Here is a 20,838-nt window from a genome sequence, read left to right on the forward strand (position 1 = left end):
AGGCCACGCGGCTTTTTCATGCCCTGGCGCATCAGGCACTCAGGCGTGCCGTCACCTCGTTCAACTGCCCCGACAGCTCGTGCAGGTTCTGGCTGGCGCGCTCGGTGCGCTGCACGTTATCCAGGTTGGTGCTGGCGATCGAGGTGATCTCGGTCAGGTTGCGCGAGATGTCCTCGGCCACCGAGGTCTGCTCTTCCGCCGCCGTGGCGATCTGCCGGTTCATGTCGCGGATCGCCTCGACCGCCTCGGTGATCCGCTCCAGCATGGCGCCGGCCTGGGTCACCTGCTCGACGCTGGCATCGCTGCGCGCCTGGCCACTCTCGATCGCATGGGCGGCGTCCAGCGCGCCGGTCTGCACGCTCTGGATAATCTGGTTGATCTCGATGATCGACGCCGCGGTGCGCTGCGCCAGGCTGCGTACCTCGTCGGCGACCACGGCGAAACCACGCCCGGCCTCGCCGGCCCGGGCCGCCTCGATGGCCGCGTTGAGCGCCAGCAGGTTGGTCTGCTCGGCGATGCCGCGGATCACCTCCAGCACCTTGCCGATACGCCCGCTGTCGGCTTCCAGACGGCGGATCACCTCGGCGGTGTTGGCGATTTCGCCGCGCATCAGGGTGATGGTGTGGATGGTGCCCTGCATCACCTGCTCGCCCTGCTGGGCCGACTGGTCGGCGTCATCGGCGGCGCGCGCCGCATCCGCCGCATGGCGCGCCACTTCCTGGGCGGTGGCGGACATTTCGTTCATCGCCGTAGCGACCTGATCGGTGCGATTGAACTGATCGTTGGTGCCCTGGGACATCAGGGTGGCAATCGCATTCAGCTCGCCGCTGGAGCTGTCCAGGTCGGTGGCGCTGCGCTGCAGGCGGCTGAAGGTTTCAGCGAGGAAATCCCGCAAGGTGTTGGCGGCCACCGCCAGCTTGCCCAGCTCGTCCTGACGGCTGCTGGCCACGCGCTCGGCAATCCGCCCACGGCTGAGTTGCGCCACGTAGTCGATCAACTGGCGGATCGGCTCCACCAGGCTGCGGTTGACCAGCCACAGGCTCAGCAGGCCAATCAGCACCCCCGAGGCCAGCATCACCAGCAGGCCGATCCACACCGTGCGCTGGGCGGCGGCGCTGATGTCGCGCGACCGCTCGCTGCCCTGCTTGCGCAGCTCGCTCACCAGTTCGCTCATCTGCTCGCTGGTGGCGCGGTCCACGCCCTTGACCGCGGCATCGCCGGCGGCCGGATCGGCACCGGCGGCGACAAAGGCATCGCGGCCTTTCTGGTACGCCGTGCCCAGCACCCGGTGCTCTTCACGCAAGCGCTCGATACGGCCCTTGAGCGCCGCATCGATGCCGGGCTCGGCCGCCAGCTGGCCAAGAATGCCCTGCACATCGCGCTGGCGATCCTCGAACTGCTGCCAGTATTTGCTCAGGTCGGCGCTCTGCTTGCCACGCAGCAACACGTTTTTCCATTCCTGCACCTGGACCTTGAATTGCAGGTTGGCTTCATCGATCAACTGCGAGGTGCGCAACGGCCCCTCGATCAGTTCGCGATAACTTTGCACGCCGTTGGACAGGAAGTGAAAACACGCCAGCGCGATCAACAGCACCGCCAGCAGGCTGCCGCTCAACAAAGCCAGAACTTGCGCTCTCAGGGATTTTTGCAAGGACATCGAATGAGATCTCTCAACAGGGATAGAGCACGCCCGAGGCGGGCATGGGTAGCGTGCGAACATCCCTGTCAGGCAAACCGGGGCAAGCCGATCGCGCAGTCGTCGCAGGCGTGATCGGCCTGAAAGAGGCATTCTTGAGCGCCTCCGACAGCCGGTTATAACCGCCGAATATTGCACTTCGAATCGTCACAAAATAGTCATGGAGCCTTGCGATGATCGGGTTCAAGTGAACCTGTAAAACCGCCTACAGGTGCCTTCCCTCCTGCGAGCCTCCATGAACCACAGCCTCGACCATGCCCATCGCGATTCGGATCTGTTCGGCCTGCTCTACGGCTTTGCGTTCCGCCCCGGCGAGCGGGGTCGCGAACTGGATTCGGCCAAGGCCCTGCAAGCCCTGCAACAGCCGGACGATGGCGAGGCGTTTCTCTGGCTGCACCTGAACCTGGCCCATGCCGCCTGCGAACGCTGGATGCAGACTCACCTGGCCCTGCCCGAGGAATTCTTCGAAGCCTTGCACGAAGGCTCGCGCTCGACCCGTATCGAGCATGTGGACTCGGCCCTGCTGGCGGTGGTCAACGACGTGGTGTTCAACTTCGGCAGCATGGTTTCCTCGGACATCTCCACCCTGTGGGTCTGCGTGCGCAGCCGGCTGATCGTCAGCGCGCGCCTGCAACCCTTGCATTCGGTGGACAAGCTGCGCTCCTCGGTCAAGGCCGGCGAACGTTTCCGCTCGCCCCTGGAACTGCTGGTGCACCTGCTGCGCGACCAGGGCGAAGTGCTGACCCAGATCGTGCGCAAGACCAGCCTCAACGTCGACCAGATCGAAGACCAGTTGCTGGCCGCGCGGATCGCCACCAACCGTGCCGAGCTGGGGGCCATGCGCCGGGTGCTGGTGCGCCTGCAACGCCTGCTGGCGCTGGAGCCGGGCTCGCTGCTGCGACTGCTCAACCGGCCGCCGCAATGGCTGCAGAAGGAGGACGTCAAGGAGCTGCGCAAGTCCACCGAGGAGTTCGCCCTGATCATCAACGACCTCACCGCCCTCGGCGAGCGGATCAAGCTGCTGCAGGAAGAGATCGCCGCCAATATCAACGAACAGACCAACCGCACCCTGTTCACCCTGACCGTGGTCACGGTTCTGGCGCTGCCGATCAACATCATCGCCGGCTTCTTCGGCATGAACGTCGGCGGCATTCCCTTCTCCGAGGACCCGGAGGGCTTCTGGATCCTCGTCGCGCTGGTCGCCACCTTCACCGTCATCGCCGGCCGCTGGGCGTTTCGCAAGCGCCAGGATATGTAGGCCGCCGCATGTCGTAGGAGCGAGGCTTGCCCGCGATGGCGCCGGTGATTACCCAACCGTGTCAGGAGCCTGGCCCGGTAGCGTTTGTCATGACCTCATCGCGGGCAAGCCTCGCTCCTACGACCAGTGGTTAAAGGATTCACCCAAACACTGACCTGAGGCAGCCTCTCTGTAATATTTGGCAACGATCATGGGCGACACTCCTCCCTGCCACAGGATTGTCCGGCAATGGCCACCCCTTCCCTGACCGCCGCCTCCCCTTCCCCCGCCCTCGAAGCCAGACCGCAACTGGACAAAAAAGCCAGCCCCTTCACCCTGGTGGTGTTCTTCGCGGTACTCGCCATGGGCCTGTTGTTCACTGCCTACAGCCTGATGCACGACGTGCACGAGCTGGGCACCACGGTCACCACCTGGACCCCGTTCCTGCTCCTCGGCGTGGCGCTGCTGATCGCCCTGGGCTTCGAGTTCGTCAACGGTTTCCACGACACCGCCAACGCCGTGGCCACGGTGATCTACACCCACTCGTTGCCGCCACATTTCGCGGTGGTCTGGTCGGGCTTCTTCAATTTCCTCGGCGTGCTGCTGTCCAGCGGCGCGGTGGCCTTCGGCATCATCGCCCTACTGCCGGTGGAGCTGATCCTGCAGGTCGGCTCGTCGGCCGGCTTCGCCATGATCTTCGCCCTGCTGATCGCCGCCATCCTGTGGAACCTCGGCACCTGGTGGCTGGGCCTGCCAGCCTCGTCGTCCCACACCCTGATCGGCTCGATCATCGGCGTCGGCGTGGCCAACGCCCTGATGCACGGCCGCGACGGCACCAGCGGCGTGGACTGGAGCCAGGCCACCAAGGTCGGCTACGCCCTGCTGTTCTCGCCGCTGATCGGCTTCGCCTTCGCCGCCCTGCTGCTCCTGGCCCTGCGCCTGTTCGTCAAGAACCGCGCGCTGTACAAGGCGCCCAAGGGCAACACCCCGCCGCCGTGGTGGATTCGCGGCATGCTGATCGTCACCTGCACCGGCGTGTCCTTCGCCCACGGCTCCAACGACGGCCAGAAAGGCATGGGCCTGATCATGCTGATCCTGGTCGGCACCCTGCCCATGGCCTACGCGCTGAATCGCACCATGCCGGCCGACCAGGCCCTGCAATTCGCCGCGGTGGCCGAGGTCACCCAGCAAGCCCTGGTGAAAAACGCCCCGCAACCGGCCCCCGCCGACCCGCGCGCGGTGCTTTCCGACTATGTGCGCAGCAAGGAAGCCACGCCGCAGCTGGTCCCGGCCCTGGCCGCCCTGACCGGTCATATCGGTGACGAAGTGAAGGGCTACGGCTCGTTGGCCAAGGTGCCGGCCGAAGCCATGGGTAACGTGCGCAACGACATGTACCTGAGCAGCGAAACCATCCGCCTGATGGACAAGAACCAGGTCGGCGACTTCGACGCCGACACCCAGGGCAAGCTGCAACTGTTCAAGCAGCAGATCGACAACGCCACGCGCTTCATTCCACTGTGGGTGAAGATCGCCGTGGCCATTGCCCTCGGCCTGGGCACCATGGTCGGCTGGAAACGCATCGTGGTCACCGTCGGCGAGAAGATCGGCAAGACCCACCTGACCTACGCCCAGGGTGCCTCGGCGGAAACCGTGGCGATGCTGACCATCGGCGCCGCCGATCTGTTCGGCCTGCCGGTGTCCACCACCCACGTATTGTCTTCAGGTGTGGCCGGGACCATGGTCGCCAACGGCGGCGGCCTGCAGATGCAGACCATCCGCAACCTGCTGATGGCCTGGGTACTGACCCTGCCGGCGGCGATCCTGCTGTCCGGCAGCCTGTACTGGCTGTTCACCCAATTGTTCTGAACACGCCTCTTCGGCTGAATCGGCGGTGTGGCTGCTGACGCCATCGCGAGCAAGCTCGCTCCTACAGGGGGCCGGATTGCCCTTCGGTATACGGCCCCCTGTAGCCGCTGCCGCAGGCTGCGATCGGCCGGTACGGCCGCTGCGTACTGAAGATCGCTGAAGGCCTGCGGCCTTATCGCAGCCTACGGCAGCGGCTACAAGAGCCGGGTCAGGGACAGCGCATGGCAGGGTTTTGCGCCCAGCGTTTGGCGGTGCCGGCAATGCGCTTGGCCAGCTCGTCGATAGCCCGCTGGTGGGCCTGGACCAGGCTCGACAGCTCGACGCTGGCCGGCTGGCTGATGCGGCTGCTGCAGGTCAGGCTGCGACGCTCGACGCCATCGCCGCGCAGGCGCAGGTTCCACACCACGTCGATCAGCGCATAACGCCCTGGCACCGATTCGAAGCGACGCACATCGGTCTGCAACGACAGGATCGGCTGCCCCGCGGACTTGGGCAGGCCTTCCAGGTTGCGCGTACCCAATTGCTGCTCCATCTGGCTGGCCAGGGCGTCGTGGAACTCGTCCACCAGCGGCGCGCTCCAGCGCGCGGTTTCCAGGATCGCCAGGGTGCCACCGTCCTGGCGTACCACGACTTGCGGCTGGTCGACCTGCATCGGAATGCGCACCCCGGCCATCTCGAACTGCAGGCCCGACGCCGTGCCACCAGCCGCCGCCGGCTCGGGCGCCGGCGGCATCAGGGTGTAGTAATGGGTCGGCGCCGAGCTGCAGGCCGCCAGGCCCAGGGACGCGATCAGCAACACTAGAGTTTTTTTCATGGCTGGACTTCCGATTCAGGCTCACGAGAAGACGAGGTCGAGGATTTGTAGGCGTCCGGCTGATTGTCCTTGAGCCGCCCACGGATCAGTGCTTCGGGATGACGACTGAGGAAGTCGGTGAGCACCCGCACCGAACGGGCGGTGCGCTGCACTTCGTCCATCGCCTGGCCCAGTTGCAGCCGCTGCGGCGAGTCCTCGGCGAAGCTGTCGTTGGCCGTGGTCAGGGTTTTCTTGGTCTGTTCCAGGGTGTCGCGCATCTCCGGCAATACCTTGCCGTTGACGTTCTGCAAGGTCTTCTGCATCTCGGTCAGGCTGCCGTTGAGGTTGTTGGCGATGGTATCGATCGGCAATTTGCTGATCTTCTCCACCACCCGCTGCAACTGCTCTTGCAGCTTGTCGAGGCCGCCCGGCACGGTAGGAATTTCCAGCGGCCGCGCGGTCGCATCGAAAGGCACTGGCTTGGCGTTGGGGATGAAGTCCAGGGAGATAAGCAACTGGCCGGTCAGCAGGTTGCCGCTGCGCGCCTGGGCCCGCAGGCCGTGCTGGACAAAGGTACTGATCAGGTAGCCCGCGCGACTTTCGTCGGCGCCGCTGAGCTTCTCCAGTTGCTGATGGACCTTGCCCAGGCGTGCCGGGTAGATCACCACGCCGACCACGGTGGAGAAGGTCTTTTTCTGCTCGTCGTAATCCAGGTCCATCGACACCACCCGGCCGATGTTCACCCCCAGGAACTCCACCGGCGCATTGAGCGCCAGCCCGCGCAGGGTCTGGTCGAAACGCATGCGCATGTAGTACGGGTCGCCATCGGGCGGCGCCAGCGCGGTGTCCTGGTCGGCGAACAGCTGGTAGCTGGCGTTTTCCTCGGCCGGCTTGGCGTTGGGGCTGTACTTGGGTTCGACGAAGGCGATGCCGCCGGCGAGGATCGACGACATGGATTCGGTGTTGACCTTCAGGCCGTTGGCGCCCAGGGTCACGTCCACGCCGCTGGCGTTCCAGAAACGCGAGTCGGTGGTGACGTACTGGTCGTTGGGCGCGTTGACGAAGATCCGCACGTCCACGCCCTTGCCGTTTTCCGACAGTTTGTAGGAAATCACCTGGCCCACCTCGATGCGCCGGTAATAGACCGGCGAACCGACGTCCAGCGAGCCCAGGTCATCGGTGCGCAGGGTGAAGCGTTTGCCCTTTTGCCCGTAAGTCACCGGGGGCGGCGTTTCCAGGCCGACGAAGCTCTTCTTGCGTTTTTCTTCCTGGCCGGCGTCGGCGCCGATAAAGGCCCCCGACAGCAGGGTGTCGACCCCGGACACACCGCCCGCGCCAATGCGCGGGCGCACCACCCAGAACATCGAGTCGGCGGCGGTGAAGGACTCCGCCGACTGGTCCAGCTCGACCTTGGCGATCACCTTGCTGCGGTTCTTGCTCAAAGCGATGGAGGTGACCTTGCCAATCACCACGTTCTTGTATTTGACCTGGGTCTTGTTGGCTTCCAGGCCTTCGGCGGTCTGGAAGCTGATGGAGATCTCGGGCCCGGCCGACAGCGACTTGTGCACCAGCATCGACAGGCCGACGAGGGCCGCGACTATGGGCACGATCCACACCAGCGAGATATTGAACCGGCGCGTCCTGACCGCGGGGGTACCCGGCCTCGCTGGCGCGCTTGAAGCGTTGGAACCTGGATGATCAGACATCTTCAACCTCTACATCCCAGATAAGCCGGGGATCGAAACTCATGGCCGCGAACATCGTCAGGACCACGACCAAACCAAAAAACAGGATGCCCATGCGCGGCTCGATCGAGCTCAGGGCGTGGAATTGCACCAGCGCCGCCACCAGGGCGACCACCAGCACGTCGAGCATCGACCAGTAGCCGATCACCTCGATAAAGCGGTACAGCTTGGCGCGCTCGCGCATCGCCCAATGGCTGCGGCGCTGGCAGGTGATCAGCAGCATCCCCAGGACCAGGAACTTGCTGCACGGCACCACCACGCTGGCGATGAAGATCAACAGGGCAATGTCCCAGGAGCCGTGCTGCCAGAACTCCAGCACGCCGCTGAGAATGGTGTTTTCGCTGCCGCTGCCGAAGATCTGGGTATACATCACCGGCAGCACGTTGGCCGGGATGTAGAGAATCAGGCTGGCCACGAGAAAGGCCCAGGTACGGCTCAGGCTGTTGGGTTTGCGCGCATGCACCACAGCCTCGCAGCGCGGGCAGTAGTGAACGTCCTGGGGGCAGGTCTGGCCGCAGGTGTGGCACAGCATCAGGCCCAGGTCGCGGGCGTAGGGAGGCTGGTTCATCAGTAGCGGCCCTCCAGGTCGTCCCAGAGGCGGCGGATGCCCTTGCCGGAAATCAGGATGATCAGCACCGTCAGCATCGCCAACGACCACAGCCCCAGGCCCGGGTGCACGTCGAGCATGCCGGCCAGCTTGACGATGGCCACCAGGATGCCCAGCAGGCACACCTCCAGCATGCTCCACGGCCGCAGGTGTTCCAGAGCCCGCATGCAGGCCTTGAAGCCCGGCGCCGCGCGCCCGATGTTGGCAAAGCCCAGCACCCAGCACAGCAGGGCAATCTGCAGGCCGGGGGCAAGGATGATGGCCAGGCCGGTGACGGCGGCGATCAGACTGATGCGGCCCTGGGCCAGGGCCTCGACCGACTGCCAGAGGGTGGCTTCGTTGCTCAGGCCTTCGAGGCTGATGCCGATCACCGGAAAGGCGTTGGCGAACACGAACAGCAGCGCCGCAGTGATCGACAGGGCCAGCAGTTGCTGCACGTTCAGGTGCCGGGCGCGCTCCAGCACCGCCCCGCAGCGCGAGCACTGGGAGGTCTGGCCTTTTGCAAGCGGCACGGATTCGTACAGCGAATCGCAATGCTCGCAGATGATCCAGTTGGGAGAGAGTGTCATGGTCTTCGAGTCAGGTGGGACAGCGGAGGGCGCTGATCCATGGCGCGTATTCTCTGCAAAAGTAGAGGATGGTGTCTAGTTTTACCTGAGGACTGCAAACGCCCTGGTGCGCCATAATGTATGCCCCTTGCTGCCTCTCAGACCATGAACGATTCAAAAATGCTCCCGGCCAAAAACCCGCGCTCGCCGAAACAGACTCGTGGCCATGAACGGGTCACGGCGATTCTCGACGCCTGCGCCCACCTGCTGGTCAGCCAGGGAGTGGCCAGCCTGACCATGCATGGCCTCGCGCGCGAAGCCGGCACCTCCATCGGTTCGCTGTACCACTTCTTCAGCGACAAGCAGAGCGTGCTCGACGCCCTGGGCCAGCGCCATATCGACGCCTTCGAACAGATCACCGCCAACCTCCTGGCCATCGACCCGGCCACCTGGGTCGAGTCGAGCAGCCAGGAGGTGATCGACCGGATGATCATGCCGATCATGGAATACCTCGAGACCCATCCCGACCTGCTGCAGATGATCAGCCCCACCTTCACGCCCTGCCAGCTCCAGGCCCCGACCATCCAGGCACGAATCCAGGAAACCTACGACCGCATGCTCGCCCTGCGCTTGCCCACCGCCAGCGCCGCGGAACGCGACGCCTACGTGACGGCCATGCGCGGATTGCCCATCGGCCTGTTCCAGGTTGCTCTGGAGAATAGTCAGCTCAAGAGCATCCTGCTGTTGCAGGAAGTCCCCCGGGCGATGAAAGCCTACCTGGAGGCCATCGAGCGGCATCACGCCGCCCGCTGACCCCTGCGGTGTTCAACTGGCGCGATCGAGCGGGCGACGCAGCATCAAGCGTTCCCGCACCAGGTCGTAACCCCAGTGATAGACATAGGTGTACGGCAGGAAGAACAGCAGCACGCCGATGTCGAGAATCAACGCCTGCATCAGGCTGACCTGCAGCCACCAGGCGATCAGCGGCACGCTTACCGCCACCAGGCCACCTTCGAACAGCAGCGCATGGGCGACCCGGGTCCAGCCGCTGGGCGCCAGGGCCAGGCGCTTGAGCAGGCGGTCGAACAGGCCATTGAAGACCACGTTCCAGGCCAGGGCGATCAGGCCGATGGCGATAGTCGCCACGCCCATGTCGACAAAGGGCTTGTCCATGATCCAGGCCAGCAGCGGCGTACACAGCGCGAACGCCAGCAGCTCGAAGCCCACGGCCTGGAAAACCCGTTCGGTCAAGGATTTGGTGCTGCTCATGATCCGGCTCCTGCAAGTGAATGTGGTTGCCATGATCACCCTGCCTGTCGATACTTCATAATCATTAACCATCGATCAAGGCGATAGTTCATGGCCTCACACGAAGTACTGCTGGCCTTTGTCCAGGCGGCCACCCAAGGCTCGTTTTCCGCGGCCGCGCGCAAGCTCGGCAAGAGCCAGTCGACCATCAGCGCGGCGGTGGCGAGCCTGGAGATCGACCTCGACCTGCAGCTGTTCGACCGCAGCAGCCGCAAGCCCGCCCTCACCCCGCAAGGCCACGTCATGCTGCAGCGGGCCGAAGACATCCTGGCCGCCACCAGCCGCCTGGAAATGGCTGCCAGCCAGCTGGCCCAGGGCGTGGAAGCCAAGCTCACGGTGGCCCTGTCCGACACCTATCAGTCGGATCGTTTCGAAACCTCGCTGAGCGCCTTCGAACAACGCTACCCGGACCTGGAGCTGGAATGCCTGATCGCCGAATGCGACGACCTGATCGAGCTGGTCCAGCGCGGTCGGGCGCAGATCGCCTTCGCCGAGATGCAGCCCGAATACCCGGCGGACCTCGACCATTCGACGGTGGACGAGCGCACCGAAATCGCCCTGTTCGTGTCGCGCAACCACCCCTTGGCGGCGCTGAAAAATATCGATCAGGCACGCCTGCAACAGCACCGCGAGCTGCGCCTGGCGACCATCGTCAACCCCTACGACAGCCGGGCCCGGGGCCGGGTGTGGTCGGCGCCGAGCTACCTGATGCTGCTGGAAATGGCCCAGGGCGGCTTTGGCTGGGCGCCCCTGCCGCGCTGGCTGGTGGAACGTTTCGGCGCCGACAGCCTGGTGGAACTCGATGCCCGTGGCTGGCCGCGCAACGTGGCGGTCGATGCCCTGTGGTCGCGCCTGCATCCGCCAGGCCCGGCGGGCAGCTGGTTGCTGGGGCGGATGCTGGAATAAGCGTTTTTTTGCAGAGGCTCGCCCCGCTGGCGGCCGCTCCGCGCCCGATCGCAGCCTGCGGCAGCGGCTACAGGGTTCGGCTGATCTGAAGAAAAGCGCATCGTTGCGACGTTTCCGAGGTCGCTCCCGGCCCCTGCTCGCGCCACCCTCCCTGTAACCGCTGCCGTAGGCTGCGATAAGGCCAACAGGGCTCGGCTGATCTGAAGAAAAGCGCATCGTTGCGACGTTTCCGAGGTCGGTCCCGGCCCCTGCTCGCGCCACCCTCCCTGCAGCCGCTGCCGCAGGCTGCGATAAGGCCGCAGGCCTTCAGCGATCGTCAATAGACCACGACCGCTCGGCCGACCGCAGTCTTCGGATCGGCAGGCGTTCAGAGGGTTTTCAGAGCTTCGAGCTTGCTCTCGATAAAACGCCGCTCCGGTTCCTGGCGGGTCAGTTCCAGGGCGCGCAGATAGGCTTCCCGCGCCGGCTCCACCCGGCCCAATTGCCGGCAGAACTCGGCCCGCGCCGAATGGGCCAGGTGGTAATCCTGCAACTCGCCCCGGGCCAGGATCGCCTCGACCCGCTCCAGGCCGGCCAACGGTCCGTCCCGCTGGGCGATGGCGACTGCGCGGTTCAGTTCGATCACCGGCGAGGGCATGGCGCGCAACAGCACGTCATACAGGCCGACGATCTGCTGCCAGTCGGTTTCCCCGGCCGTCGCCGCCTCGGCATGCACCGCGGCGATCGCCGCCTGCAGGCAGTACGGACCGAAACGGCGGGTGCCCAGGGCGTGTTCCACCAGGGCGCAGCCTTCGGCGATCAGTTCGCGGTCCCACAGCGAGCGGTCCTGTTCGTCCAGCAGCACCAGCTCCCCGGTGGCCGAGGTTCGCGCCAGGCGCCGCGACTCATGCAGCAGCATCAAGGCCAGCAGGCCCATCACTTCGGGTTCCGGCAGCAGTTCCAGCAACAGACGGCCGAGACGGATCGCCTCATGGGTCAGGTCTTCGCGGGTCAGCTCCGCGCCCATCGACGCCGAATAGCCTTCGTTGAATACCAGGTAAATCACCCGCAACACGCTGTCCAGGCGCTCGGGCAGTTCACTCAGGGACGGTACCTGATAAGGGATGTGCGCATCGCGGATCTTGGCCTTGGCGCGCACGATGCGCTGGGCGATGGTGGCCGGCGTCGAGAGAAAGGCCCGGGCGATTTCCTCGGTGGTCAGGTCGCAGATCTCCCGCAACGTCAGCGGCACCTGGGCGTCCGCCGCCAGCGCCGGGTGGCAGCAGGTGAAGATCAGGCGCAGGCGGTCGTCTTCCAGGTCCTCCTCGCTCCAGTCAGCCTGCTCCAGCTCTTCGAGCTGGCTGACCAGCGCCGCCTGGGACGCGGCGAAACGCGCCCGCCGACGCAAACCGTCGATGGCCTTGAAACGCCCGGCCGACACCAGCCAGGCCCGCGGGTTGTCCGGTACGCCATCGCGCTGCCAGCGTTCGACCGCGACGAAGAACGCCTCGTGCAAGGCTTCCTCGGCAAGGTCGAAATCCCCCAGCAGGCGAATCAGGGTCGCCAGGATCCGCCGCGACTCGTTGCGGTAGACCGTCTCCACCAGCGCCTTGACGCTGTCTTGCGTTGCCGTCGGCATCAGTCCGGCATGCCTCGGGTCACCAGGCTTTCCAGGCGATCCAGGCTCTGCCCCCAGCCCTCGTGAAAGCCCATGGCTTCATGGGCCTGGCGATCCTCTTCGCTCCAGTGCATGGCGCGAGCGGTGTAGAGGGTCTTGCCGTCCAGGTCGTCGAAGGTCACCTCGGCGCTCATGAAGGCCTTGTCCGAAGGAATCCAGCCCGGCAGGAAGGCATCGGTGAACACCAGCCGCCGCGGCGCGACGATCTCCAGGAACACGCCCATGGTCGGGTATTCGTTGCCGTCCGGGGCGCGCATCAGGGTGCGAAACTGGCCGCCGACCCACAGGTCCATTTCGCACTCCGGGGTGGTCATGCCGTGGGGGCCCCACCATTGCACCAGCAACTGCGGTTCGGTCCAGGCACGGAACAGCTTGCCGGGCGGCGCATCGATCAGGCGGCTGATGGACAACTCATATTGGGCGGGCGCACGGCCCACGCTGTGCTCGGTCATGGCGAAACTCCTGCTTATGCTTGTTTTTTCAGGGCTCGTTTTTCCAGGGTGGCGATCAGGGATTCAACTCGCGCACCGGACGTACCTCGACGCTGCCGACCCGGGCCGCCGGGATGTTGCCGGCGACCTGGATGGCTTCGTTGAGGTCCTTGGCATCGATCAGGTAGAACCCGGCCAACTGTTCCTTGGTTTCGGCGAACGGGCCGTCGGTGATCGACAGCCGGCCGCCGCGCATACGCACCGTGGTCGCGGTCTGCACCGACTCCAGGGCCTCGGCGGCGAGCATCCGGCCGCTGCCTTGCACCGACTCGGCATACGCCATGCACTCGGCGTCCTTCGGGCTCTCCGGCAGGCTGTGCAACAGCTGTTCGTCGCTGTAGACCAGGCATAGGTATTTCATGGGGCTCTCCTCGATCGGGCTGATCAACTATGGCTGCAGTTTCAGGCTTTGGCGAAAAACCCGACGATCAGGGTTGCAGGTCGAACAAGGCGCTGCCGCTCTGCATGTCGAACGGCGCCGACCAGTGTTCGTGGACCACTTTCCACTGGCCGCCCAGGCGCTGGTAACCCGCGGTCACGCGCATCCAGCAGGCCTTGGTCTCGCCCTTGTCGTCGGTGCCGCCGCAGTGGGCCAGCCAGTGGGCGAAGGCGCTGTCGCTGGCGCCGACTATGTGCAGTTGCTCGAAGTCGAAGATGCCAGGGCCGGGGCAGAACTCCATGCAGGCCTTCCAGTGCGCGCGGTAAGCTTGCTTGCCCTTGAATTGCAACGCGGCCACGGCGTCGAACGCGGTGATGTCGTCGGCGTAATAGCTGACGATGCGCTCGATGTCCTTGGCCATCACGGCCTGGCGCCAGGCGTCGATCAGGCTGCGGATTTCGCTTTCGGTGGTTTGGGCGTTCATGGCGATTCTCCTTGCGATTGAGTGATACGGGCTCAAGGTGGCCGCCACAGGCGACCGTTAAATCGTGAAGACACCCTTAGTCGTCTGGCCGCCCGGTAAATCGACAGGGCCCGGAAAAAAAACCGGAACCCTGGACAAAATCGCTAGAATCGCCACTCATACAGCCCACCCTCAGTGCCCGGATATGGACAGCCCAGTGACCACCCGACTCGTGCCCTACGAACAGCTCGACGCCAGGCAATTGCAGCAGCTCGACGCGCTCGAAGTGCACCCGCGGCAGAAGAGTTATTCCGGCGATATCTACACCGCGCTGCATACCCTGCTCAAGGCGCCGGAGCCTGGTATCAAGGGCTTCGCCCTGTTGGCCGAAGAGGTCCCGGTGGCGTTCCTGCTGCTCAAGCGCCCACCGTTCCTGCCCCATTGGGCCGACCCCGACACCGCCACCCTGCATGCCTTGCAGGTCGATCAGCGGGTCCAGGGCCAGGGCTACGGCCGGGCCTGCCTGCAAGCCCTGCCCGCCGCCGCGCGCCAGGCGTGGCCAGAGATCAAGGGGCTGATGCTGTCGGTGGACGCGGACAACGCCGCGGCCTTCAGCCTCTATCTGAAGCAAGGCTGGGTCGACAGCGGCGAGGCCTACAGGGGCCGCATCGGCTATGAACGCCGTCTGGTCCTGATGTTCTGACATTACCCAGGAGAAGCATGATGCTGACCACCCTCGAGCAACTGGAAGCAATCTACGGCCAGCCCATTGAGCGGGCCGTGCGCAAGGAAATCCCCTTCCTCAACCCGGACTACCAGGCCATGGTGCGCGCCTCGCCGCTGGTAATCCTGAGCACCAGCGGCCCGGACGGCATGGACGGCTCGCCCCGCGGCGATACCCCGGGTTTCGTGCGGATCATCGACGAGCGCACCCTGGCCCTGCCCGACCGCCCGGGCAACAACCGCATCGACAGCCTGCGCAATATCGTCAGCGACCCGCGGGTGGCCCTGCTGTTCATCATTCCGGGCATCGGCGAGACCCTGCGGGTCAATGGCCGGGCGCGGATCTCGGCCGAGCCGGCGCTGCTGGACAGCTTCGCGGTGAATGGCAAGCCGGCGCGCACAGTGATCCTGGTGGACGTCGAGGCGGCCTACTTCCACTGCTCCAAGGCCATCGTGCGTTCCGACCTGTGGAACCCCGAGCACTACCTGGAACGCTCGGCCCTGCCCTCGGCCGGCGCCATCCTCAAGCGCCTCTGCGACGGCCAGTTCGACGCCGACCGCTACGACCGGGAAATGCCGGAACGGGTGCGCAACAGCCTGTATTGAAGGCCCTGCAAGAGCGAAGCTTGCTCGCGATGAAGGCTGACGCGGTACATCAGCCAGACCGCGGCGCGCCTATCGCGGGCAAGCCTCGCCCCTACGCCGTGGCGTTACGACCTGCGTTACGACCTCACAGTTCCAGCACCATCTCGTGCCAGGCCATGCCGCCATGGTCCGACGCCGAAGCCTTGAGATAGACGAAGCCGAAGCGCTCGTACAAGGGCACATGCCGCTCCTTGCACATCAGGTTGATGCTGGCCTTGCCCAGGCCGCGCATGCGCTCGATAAAGGCCTCCAGCAGACGCCGGGAAACCCCCTGGCCCTGAGAGTCCGGATGCACCACCACCGACATGATCACCACATGGGGCCCGGCCGGGTCGTGGCCGATCAGTTCCTTGAAGGCCTCGTCGGCCATCTCCACCTCGAAGGCCGCCCCGGAGTTGATGAAGCCGGCCACCACGCCCTCCACTTCGGCGACGATGAAGCCCTCGGGCCAGGTGGCGATGCGGGTGGCGATCTTTTCCCGGGTGGCGGCTTCGTCGCCTTCGTAGGCCAGGGTTTCGATGGCGAAGCAGCGGTCCAGGTCAGCGGCGGCGACCTGACGGATCAACAGGCTGGATAAGGTCATGGGGAACGGATCGGCTATGGGAAATGCCGCCGATCATAAAGTAATAAGGCTTGCATATCGAACGGCGGCAAGCCCGTAAAACCTGCGTAGAGTCGCTGTCATCCGCGCGCCGAGCGGGTTATTTATCAGGGCTCAATCAATCCCATCCTGGTCGAGTACGGAAGTCGCCATGAGCAATGTTCAGATCGGTTTGCTGGTGCTGTTCGGTATCAGTGCGTTCGGTTTTGTCACCCTGTCCATCGACCTGTGGCGCGCCCGCCGGCCGAACAAAGGCAAATGACCGGGCCCACCGCGGGCCCGGCCGGTGCTCGCGGTGCGGGTCACTGTTCCTTGAGCGGCAGCCAGATTTCCAGCACGCCCTGGCCGGTATCGGGGTTGAAGTCGGCGCTGTAGCGTTCGAATTCCGGCGCATCGGCGGCTTCGCGCCCGGACTGTGGCAGCCAGGTTTTCCAGATGTACTGGAAGGTCTGCGGCAGGCCCGCAAGCGGCCCCTGGTGCTCGAACACCGCATAGTGCTGCGGCGGCACCTCGACCCAGCGGTACAGCTCGGGCAAATCGTCGAGTTTGCTGATTTCGACCCCGGCGATGTATTCGAACCCGCCCTTGCCGTCGGGGTTGCAGCAGAGGCCGTAGGTCTCCTCCCCTACCTGGCCGGGAACCTTGCCGATATGGGGAATGAAGCGCTCCCAGAGTTCAGGAATGCCCTGCGTCGTCTCGGGAGTGAAACGCCCGCCCAGACCGGCGATCAGCAGAAAGCGCCCCTTCTCGAAACGCGGCACCGGCCCGCTGACCTGTTTTTGCTCATCCATGATGCGACTCCTGCCTGAAAAATGGGTTCGGCAGGGAGTATAGAGGCCAAACAACCCGAATCGCTGGGTCAGAGCGCGGGAAGCTCCGCGACCGCCGCGCCGACGATGAACTCCTGGTAACCGGACAGGATCACGTAGACCGCGAAATAGCAGAAGATCGCCGCAGATGCCAGGTAGGAGTAGCGCAACAATTTGTCGCCCAGCAGCTTGCCGCCCTGGGTCGCGGCAAAGCACAGGCCCACGACCCAGGCCAGACCGGCGCAGAAGAAACCGCTGAGGAACAGCCCGGAACTGAGCAGGTCGCCGCCACCGGAACGGGCAATCAGGGTACCGCCCACCGCGGCGAACCAGAGGATCGCGCTGGGGGACGACATGGCCAGGAAAATGCCGCGGAAAAACTCCTTGCGCGGCGAACCGTTGTCCACCTCCCCGGCCTCGGCCAGCACCGCGCTGTGGTGGATCGCCGAATAGATCATCTTCGCCGCGAAGTACACCAGCAGCGCCGATCCGCCGATCCACAGCACCCAGCGCACCGCTTCGTACTGCAGCAGCACGGTCATGCCGGCCAGCGCCAGCACGGCGTAGACCAGGTCACCGACACAGGTGCCCAGGCCCAGGCAGAAACCCTGGAAATAACCACGCTGCATGGCCAGGGTAATCATCGCGATATTGGCCACGCCTATGTCCAGGCACAGCGAAAGGCTCAGCAGAAAGCCGCTGGTAAACTCCATCATTCATCCTGTTCGATGCGGTTGTTCGAGTGGGGGGTATTTAACGCGGGAGGGCCCGGCAAACACAATGCGCGGGCTGCGAATCCAGCCTGCATGATGCAAATCCCTGTCCAGGCAACGCCGCTGCCGGCAAAAAATAGTTGCCGCGCCCCTCTGGACAGCCTGGCGCCACAGCCCTTATCGTCTGCCCCCAGGCCACCGCAGTGGCCGACGTCGCTCGGACGGTTCCGGGCGCTCACGTACTCGAGGCAACAATGGCCGAACAAGGTTCGCCGCGCCGCTTTGCGCGCATAGATCGACTCCCCCCCTACGTATTCAATATCACTGCCGAGCTGAAGATGGCTGCGCGTCGGCGCGGCGAAGACATCATCGACTTGAGCATGGGTAACCCCGACGGTGCGACTCCGCCGCACATCGTCGAGAAACTGGTCACCGTCGCCCAGCGCGAAGACACCCACGGCTACTCCACCTCCAAGGGTATTCCGCGTCTGCGCCGGGCCATTTCGCGCTGGTACAAGGATCGCTACGAGGTCGATATCGACCCGGAAAGCGAAGCCATCGTCACCATCGGTTCCAAGGAAGGCCTGGCGCACCTGATGCTCGCCACCCTGGACCAGGGCGACACCGTGCTGGTGCCCAACCCCAGCTACCCGATTCACATTTACGGCGCGGTGATCGCCGGCGCCCAGGTGCGTTCGGTGCCGCTGGTGCCGGGCGTGGACTTCTTCGACGAGCTGGAGCGGGCCATCCGCGGCTCGATCCCGAAACCGAAGATGATGATCCTCGGCTTCCCATCCAACCCTACCGCGCAGTGCGTCGAGCTGGACTTCTTCGAACGGGTGATCGCCCTGGCCAAGCAGTACGACGTGCTGGTGATCCACGACCTGGCCTACGCCGACATCGTCTACGACGGCTGGAAAGCCCCGTCGATCATGCAGGTGCCGGGCGCCAAGGACATCGCGGTGGAGTTCTTCACCCTGTCCAAGAGCTACAACATGGCCGGCTGGCGCATCGGCTTCATGGTCGGCAACCCGGAGCTGGTCAGCGCCCTGGCGCGGATCAAGAGCTACCACGACTACGGCACTTTCACCCCGCTGCAGGTGGCGGCCATCGCTGCGCTGGAAGGCGACCAGCAGTGCGTGAAAGACATCGCCGAGCAGTACCGCCAGCGCCGCAATGTGCTGGTCAAGGGCCTGCATGAGCTGGGCTGGATGGTCGAGAACCCCAAGGCCTCGATGTACGTCTGGGCGAAGATTCCCGAGGCCTACGCGCACCTGGGCTCGCTGGAGTTCGCCAAGAAGCTGCTGGCCGAGGCCAAGGTCTGCGTCTCGCCAGGGGTGGGTTTCGGTGAGTACGGCGACGACCATGTGCGCTTCGCCCTGATCGAAAACCAGGACCGCATCCGCCAGGCCGTGCGCGGCATCCGCGGCATGTTCCGCGCCGATGGCCTGGTGCAGAAAGGCTGATCCGCGTCGCCCTATAAGCAGGCACAAAAAAACCGCAGCGATGCGGTTTTTTTGTGCCTGTCTGTCGCCCCTGTAGCCGCTGCCGCAGGCTGCGATCGGCCGGCACGGCCGTAGCGATCTTGCAATCGCTGAAGGCTCTTCGAGCCTTATCGCAGCCTTCGGCAGCGGCTACAGGGTTCGGGTCAGACCACCAGCGACAGCAGCAGGATGAAGATCAGGCCCACCACCGAGAGGATGGTTTCCATCGCGGTCCAGGTCTTGAAGGTTTCCGCCACGGTCATGTTGAAGTACTGCTTCACCAGCCAGAAACCGGCGTCGTTGACGTGGGACAGGATCAGCGAGCCGGCGCCGGTGGCCAGCACCAGCAGCTCGCGGTTGACCCCAGGAATCATGCCGACCACCGGTACCACAATGCCCGCGCCGGTGATGGTCGCCACGGTCGCCGAACCGGTGGCGATCCGGATCACCGCCGCCACCAGCCACGCCAACAGGATCGGCGAGATCTGCGCGTTGACCGCCATGTGGCCGATCACGTCACCCACGCCGCTGGTCACCAGCATCTGCTTGAAGCCACCGCCGGCACCGATGATCAGGATGATCGCCGCGGTCGGCGCCAGGCTGGCGTCGAGCAGCTTGAGGATCTGCTTGGAGCCGATGCCCTGGCGCGAACCGAAGGTATAGAGCGACAGCAGCAAGGCCAGCAGCAGCGCGCTGATCGGGTGACCGATCATGTCCATCCAGATGCGGAAGAAATGCCCGTCCGGGAAGGCCACGTCGGCGAAGGTCTTGAGCAGCATCAGGAACACCGGCAGCAGCACGGTCAGCAGGGTCACGCTGAAGCTCGGCAGGTTGGCCGAGGTGTTTTCGCGCGCCAGCTGGTCCACCAGTTCCTGGTTCGGATGACCCGGGATGTGCTTGGCGATGAAGGTGCCGTAGATCGGACCGGCGATGATCGCGGTCGGCAGGGCCACGATCAGGCCGTAGAGAATGGTCTTGCCGATGTCGGCGCCGAACACGCCGATGGCCAGCAGCGGGCCCGGATGCGGCGGCACCAGGCCGTGCACCGCGGACAGGCCGGCCAGCAGCGGGATACCGATCTTGATGATCGACACGCCGGTGCGCCGGGCGACGATGAACACCAGCGGGATCAGCAGCACGAAGCCGATCTCGAAGAACAGCGGGATGCCCACCAGGAAGGCGGCGAACATCATCGCCCACTGCACCCGCTCCTTGCCGAACGAGCGGATCAGGGTCTGGGCGATCTGATCCGCGCCGCCGGATTCGGCCATCATTTTGCCGAGCATGGTGCCCAGCGCGAGGATGATCCCGACGAAACCGAGTACCCCACCGAAGCCGTCCTGGAACGCCTTGATGATCTTGTCCACCGGCATGCCCGACGTCAGGCCGAGGAAACCCGCGGCGATGGTCAGGGCGATGAAGGGATGCAGCTTGAATCGAGTGATCAGCACGATCAGCCCGATAATGGTGACCACTGCGTCTACCAGCAGATAGGTCTCTTGGGACATGCCAAACATGGGGTTGCCTCCGGTTTGTTGTTTTTATTCAAGCGTTAAAAACGTGAGCCGAGTGGGATAGCGCTATCTAGGTGAGCCGAAGCTTATCGGGGTGAGTCCAGCCCGTGCTCCAGCCACCAGCCATGGGCCTGTTCGGCCAGCCGGTCAACGCTGTGGATGGTGGCGTCCAATGCCAGGGTCAGGGGTTCGCCCACGGGGGATTCGAGGGTCGCGAACTGACTGTCGATCAGGGTCGAAGGCATGAAATGCCCCGGACGGTGGGCCACGCGATCGGCGGCCACCTGTGGTGTCAATTGCAGGAAAACGAAGCCCAGGCCGGGCGTGGCGCTGCGCAGGCGGTCGCGGTACTTGCGCTTGAGCGCCGAGCAGGTCAGCACCGGACGTTGTCCGGCGGCCAGGGCGCGACGCAACTCGTCGCACAGGCTGTCGAGCCAGCCGGCACGGTCGTCGTCGTTCAGGGGAATACCGGCACTCATCTTGGCGATATTGGCGGCAGGGTGGAACGTATCGCCTTCAATGGCCGTGGCGCCGCTGCGCTGGCACAGCGCTTCACTGACGCTGGACTTGCCGCAGCCGGCAACGCCCATGATGACCAGGGCGGTGATGGGTTGACTCATGTAACACCTCAGCGCGCAGACAGCGCTACCTTC

Annotated in this window: 22 protein-coding genes; 7 read left to right on the forward strand and 15 right to left on the reverse strand. The window is 64.8% G+C overall.

Going from position 1 to position 20,838, the window contains the following annotated elements; translation table 11 throughout:
* Positions 1-31 precede the first annotated feature (31 nt).
* Positions 32-1,657, reverse strand: a complete 1,626-nt coding sequence (locus CXQ81_RS24925) for a methyl-accepting chemotaxis protein (RefSeq protein ID WP_101338837.1) — start codon at positions 1,655-1,657, stop codon at positions 32-34.
* A 274-nt stretch (positions 1,658-1,931) separates the two neighbouring features.
* On the opposite strand from CXQ81_RS24925, the gene CXQ81_RS24930 reads away from it, so the two are divergent.
* On the forward strand, positions 1,932-2,954 hold the full coding sequence (locus CXQ81_RS24930) for a transporter (protein ID WP_101338838.1): 1,023 nt from the start codon (positions 1,932-1,934) through the stop codon (positions 2,952-2,954).
* 228 nt (positions 2,955-3,182) lie between these two features.
* Positions 3,183-4,799, forward strand: coding sequence for an inorganic phosphate transporter (locus tag CXQ81_RS24935; RefSeq protein ID WP_101338839.1), 1,617 nt, complete (start codon positions 3,183-3,185; stop codon positions 4,797-4,799).
* Positions 4,800-5,007: 208 nt separating this feature from the next.
* On the opposite strand, the gene CXQ81_RS24940 is transcribed toward CXQ81_RS24935, so the two are convergent.
* From CXQ81_RS24940 to CXQ81_RS24955, 4 genes are read right to left on the reverse strand one after another with little or no spacing between them, the layout of a single operon-like run.
* Complete coding sequence (locus tag CXQ81_RS24940) at positions 5,008-5,613, reverse strand: membrane integrity-associated transporter subunit PqiC (protein ID WP_101338840.1); 606 nt, start codon at positions 5,611-5,613, stop codon at positions 5,008-5,010.
* Entirely contained in the window at positions 5,610-7,298 is a 1,689-nt protein-coding gene (locus CXQ81_RS24945; protein ID WP_101338841.1) for an intermembrane transport protein PqiB, read from the reverse strand. The genes CXQ81_RS24940 and CXQ81_RS24945 overlap by 4 nt, the downstream gene beginning before the upstream one ends.
* Complete coding sequence (locus tag CXQ81_RS24950; protein ID WP_053262326.1) at positions 7,291-7,905, reverse strand: paraquat-inducible protein A; 615 nt, start codon at positions 7,903-7,905, stop codon at positions 7,291-7,293. The genes CXQ81_RS24945 and CXQ81_RS24950 overlap by 8 nt, the downstream gene beginning before the upstream one ends.
* The gene (locus CXQ81_RS24955; RefSeq protein ID WP_007925154.1) at positions 7,905-8,513 is read right to left on the reverse strand and encodes a paraquat-inducible protein A; all 609 of its coding nucleotides are present in this window, start codon (positions 8,511-8,513) and stop codon (positions 7,905-7,907) included. Before CXQ81_RS24955 ends, CXQ81_RS24950 begins: the two co-directional genes overlap by 1 nt.
* Before the next feature lie 144 nt (positions 8,514-8,657).
* On the opposite strand from CXQ81_RS24955, the gene CXQ81_RS24960 reads away from it, so the two are divergent.
* The gene (locus CXQ81_RS24960) at positions 8,658-9,305 is read left to right on the forward strand and encodes a TetR/AcrR family transcriptional regulator (RefSeq protein WP_009045192.1); all 648 of its coding nucleotides are present in this window, start codon (positions 8,658-8,660) and stop codon (positions 9,303-9,305) included.
* Positions 9,306-9,317: 12 nt separating this feature from the next.
* Here the strand turns inward: CXQ81_RS24960 and CXQ81_RS24965 are convergent, their stop codons facing one another.
* A complete protein-coding gene (locus CXQ81_RS24965) occupies positions 9,318-9,761 on the reverse strand; it encodes a multidrug/biocide efflux PACE transporter (RefSeq protein ID WP_009045193.1) in 444 nt (147 codons plus the stop codon).
* Positions 9,762-9,851: 90 nt separating this feature from the next.
* Here CXQ81_RS24965 and CXQ81_RS24970 point away from each other — a divergent pair, with 90 nt between their 5' ends.
* Positions 9,852-10,706, forward strand: coding sequence for a LysR family transcriptional regulator (locus tag CXQ81_RS24970; RefSeq protein ID WP_053262327.1), 855 nt, complete (start codon positions 9,852-9,854; stop codon positions 10,704-10,706).
* Positions 10,707-11,073: 367 nt separating this feature from the next.
* On the opposite strand, the gene CXQ81_RS24975 is transcribed toward CXQ81_RS24970, so the two are convergent.
* The 4 genes from CXQ81_RS24975 to CXQ81_RS24990 form a co-directional block, all read right to left on the reverse strand.
* A complete protein-coding gene (locus CXQ81_RS24975) occupies positions 11,074-12,324 on the reverse strand; it encodes an RNA polymerase sigma factor (protein ID WP_101338842.1) in 1,251 nt (416 codons plus the stop codon).
* Complete coding sequence (locus CXQ81_RS24980) at positions 12,324-12,815, reverse strand: SRPBCC family protein (RefSeq protein WP_101338843.1); 492 nt, start codon at positions 12,813-12,815, stop codon at positions 12,324-12,326. The genes CXQ81_RS24975 and CXQ81_RS24980 overlap by 1 nt, the downstream gene beginning before the upstream one ends.
* A gap of 55 nt (positions 12,816-12,870) precedes the next feature.
* Positions 12,871-13,215, reverse strand: a complete 345-nt coding sequence (locus tag CXQ81_RS24985; RefSeq protein WP_007925146.1) for a YciI family protein — start codon at positions 13,213-13,215, stop codon at positions 12,871-12,873.
* A 67-nt stretch (positions 13,216-13,282) separates the two neighbouring features.
* Positions 13,283-13,717 (reverse strand): nuclear transport factor 2 family protein, encoded by a 435-nt coding sequence (locus CXQ81_RS24990; protein ID WP_062824924.1) that lies wholly within the window; start codon positions 13,715-13,717, stop codon positions 13,283-13,285.
* Positions 13,718-13,913: 196 nt separating this feature from the next.
* Here CXQ81_RS24990 and CXQ81_RS24995 point away from each other — a divergent pair, with 196 nt between their 5' ends.
* Entirely contained in the window at positions 13,914-14,399 is a 486-nt protein-coding gene (locus CXQ81_RS24995; protein WP_037034506.1) for an N-acetyltransferase, read from the forward strand.
* 20 nt (positions 14,400-14,419) lie between these two features.
* Positions 14,420-15,025 (forward strand): pyridoxamine 5'-phosphate oxidase family protein, encoded by a 606-nt coding sequence (locus CXQ81_RS25000; protein ID WP_007925141.1) that lies wholly within the window; start codon positions 14,420-14,422, stop codon positions 15,023-15,025.
* Between the two features lie 124 nt (positions 15,026-15,149).
* On the opposite strand, the gene CXQ81_RS25005 is transcribed toward CXQ81_RS25000, so the two are convergent.
* From CXQ81_RS25005 to CXQ81_RS25015, 3 genes are all read right to left on the reverse strand, one after another.
* Positions 15,150-15,647, reverse strand: a complete 498-nt coding sequence (locus CXQ81_RS25005; protein ID WP_101338844.1) for a GNAT family N-acetyltransferase — start codon at positions 15,645-15,647, stop codon at positions 15,150-15,152.
* 320 nt (positions 15,648-15,967) lie between these two features.
* Complete coding sequence (locus tag CXQ81_RS25010; protein ID WP_101338845.1) at positions 15,968-16,456, reverse strand: GyrI-like domain-containing protein; 489 nt, start codon at positions 16,454-16,456, stop codon at positions 15,968-15,970.
* Between the two features lie 68 nt (positions 16,457-16,524).
* Positions 16,525-17,187: a LysE family translocator gene (locus CXQ81_RS25015; protein ID WP_007925134.1), complete on the reverse strand. Its 663-nt coding sequence runs from the start codon at positions 17,185-17,187 to the stop codon at positions 16,525-16,527.
* Positions 17,188-17,441: 254 nt separating this feature from the next.
* On the opposite strand from CXQ81_RS25015, the gene alaC reads away from it, so the two are divergent.
* The gene (gene alaC, locus CXQ81_RS25020) at positions 17,442-18,653 is read left to right on the forward strand and encodes an alanine transaminase (protein ID WP_007925133.1); all 1,212 of its coding nucleotides are present in this window, start codon (positions 17,442-17,444) and stop codon (positions 18,651-18,653) included.
* Positions 18,654-18,835: 182 nt separating this feature from the next.
* Here the strand turns inward: alaC and CXQ81_RS25025 are convergent, their stop codons facing one another.
* The gene (locus tag CXQ81_RS25025) at positions 18,836-20,188 is read right to left on the reverse strand and encodes a GntP family permease (RefSeq protein WP_007925132.1); all 1,353 of its coding nucleotides are present in this window, start codon (positions 20,186-20,188) and stop codon (positions 18,836-18,838) included.
* Positions 20,189-20,271: 83 nt separating this feature from the next.
* Complete coding sequence (locus CXQ81_RS25030; protein ID WP_009045204.1) at positions 20,272-20,805, reverse strand: gluconokinase; 534 nt, start codon at positions 20,803-20,805, stop codon at positions 20,272-20,274.
* Positions 20,806-20,838 lie beyond the last annotated feature (33 nt).

This window comes from Pseudomonas sp. 09C 129 (assembly GCF_002843625.1).
In the GTDB taxonomy this organism is placed as follows: Bacteria; Pseudomonadota; Gammaproteobacteria; order Pseudomonadales; family Pseudomonadaceae; genus Aquipseudomonas; species Aquipseudomonas chlororaphis.

Bases quoted from the DNA above. Each gene is read 5' to 3' on its own strand.
- alaC (WP_007925133.1), top strand. From the start codon at position 17,442: ATGGCCGAACAAGGTTCGCCGCGCCGCTTTGCGCGCATAGATCGACTC.
- CXQ81_RS24935 (WP_101338839.1), top strand. From the start codon at position 3,183: ATGGCCACCCCTTCCCTGACCGCCGCCTCCCCTTCCCCCGCCCTCGAA.
- CXQ81_RS24980 (WP_101338843.1), bottom strand. From the start codon at position 12,815: ATGACCGAGCACAGCGTGGGCCGTGCGCCCGCCCAATATGAGTTGTCC.
- CXQ81_RS24950 (WP_053262326.1), bottom strand. From the start codon at position 7,905: ATGAACCAGCCTCCCTACGCCCGCGACCTGGGCCTGATGCTGTGCCAC.
- CXQ81_RS25000 (WP_007925141.1), top strand. From the start codon at position 14,420: ATGCTGACCACCCTCGAGCAACTGGAAGCAATCTACGGCCAGCCCATT.
- CXQ81_RS24990 (WP_062824924.1), bottom strand. From the start codon at position 13,717: ATGAACGCCCAAACCACCGAAAGCGAAATCCGCAGCCTGATCGACGCC.
- CXQ81_RS24975 (WP_101338842.1), bottom strand. From the start codon at position 12,324: ATGCCGACGGCAACGCAAGACAGCGTCAAGGCGCTGGTGGAGACGGTC.
- CXQ81_RS25030 (WP_009045204.1), bottom strand. From the start codon at position 20,805: ATGAGTCAACCCATCACCGCCCTGGTCATCATGGGCGTTGCCGGCTGC.
- CXQ81_RS24945 (WP_101338841.1), bottom strand. From the start codon at position 7,298: ATGTCTGATCATCCAGGTTCCAACGCTTCAAGCGCGCCAGCGAGGCCG.
- CXQ81_RS25025 (WP_007925132.1), bottom strand. From the start codon at position 20,188: ATGTTTGGCATGTCCCAAGAGACCTATCTGCTGGTAGACGCAGTGGTC.
- CXQ81_RS24985 (WP_007925146.1), bottom strand. From the start codon at position 13,215: ATGAAATACCTATGCCTGGTCTACAGCGACGAACAGCTGTTGCACAGC.
- CXQ81_RS24965 (WP_009045193.1), bottom strand. From the start codon at position 9,761: ATGAGCAGCACCAAATCCTTGACCGAACGGGTTTTCCAGGCCGTGGGC.
- CXQ81_RS24960 (WP_009045192.1), top strand. From the start codon at position 8,658: ATGAACGATTCAAAAATGCTCCCGGCCAAAAACCCGCGCTCGCCGAAA.
- CXQ81_RS24970 (WP_053262327.1), top strand. From the start codon at position 9,852: ATGGCCTCACACGAAGTACTGCTGGCCTTTGTCCAGGCGGCCACCCAA.
- CXQ81_RS25015 (WP_007925134.1), bottom strand. From the start codon at position 17,187: ATGGAGTTTACCAGCGGCTTTCTGCTGAGCCTTTCGCTGTGCCTGGAC.
- CXQ81_RS25005 (WP_101338844.1), bottom strand. From the start codon at position 15,647: ATGACCTTATCCAGCCTGTTGATCCGTCAGGTCGCCGCCGCTGACCTG.
- CXQ81_RS24940 (WP_101338840.1), bottom strand. From the start codon at position 5,613: ATGAAAAAAACTCTAGTGTTGCTGATCGCGTCCCTGGGCCTGGCGGCC.
- CXQ81_RS24955 (WP_007925154.1), bottom strand. From the start codon at position 8,513: ATGACACTCTCTCCCAACTGGATCATCTGCGAGCATTGCGATTCGCTG.
- CXQ81_RS24930 (WP_101338838.1), top strand. From the start codon at position 1,932: ATGAACCACAGCCTCGACCATGCCCATCGCGATTCGGATCTGTTCGGC.
- CXQ81_RS25010 (WP_101338845.1), bottom strand. From the start codon at position 16,456: ATGGATGAGCAAAAACAGGTCAGCGGGCCGGTGCCGCGTTTCGAGAAG.
- CXQ81_RS24925 (WP_101338837.1), bottom strand. From the start codon at position 1,657: ATGTCCTTGCAAAAATCCCTGAGAGCGCAAGTTCTGGCTTTGTTGAGC.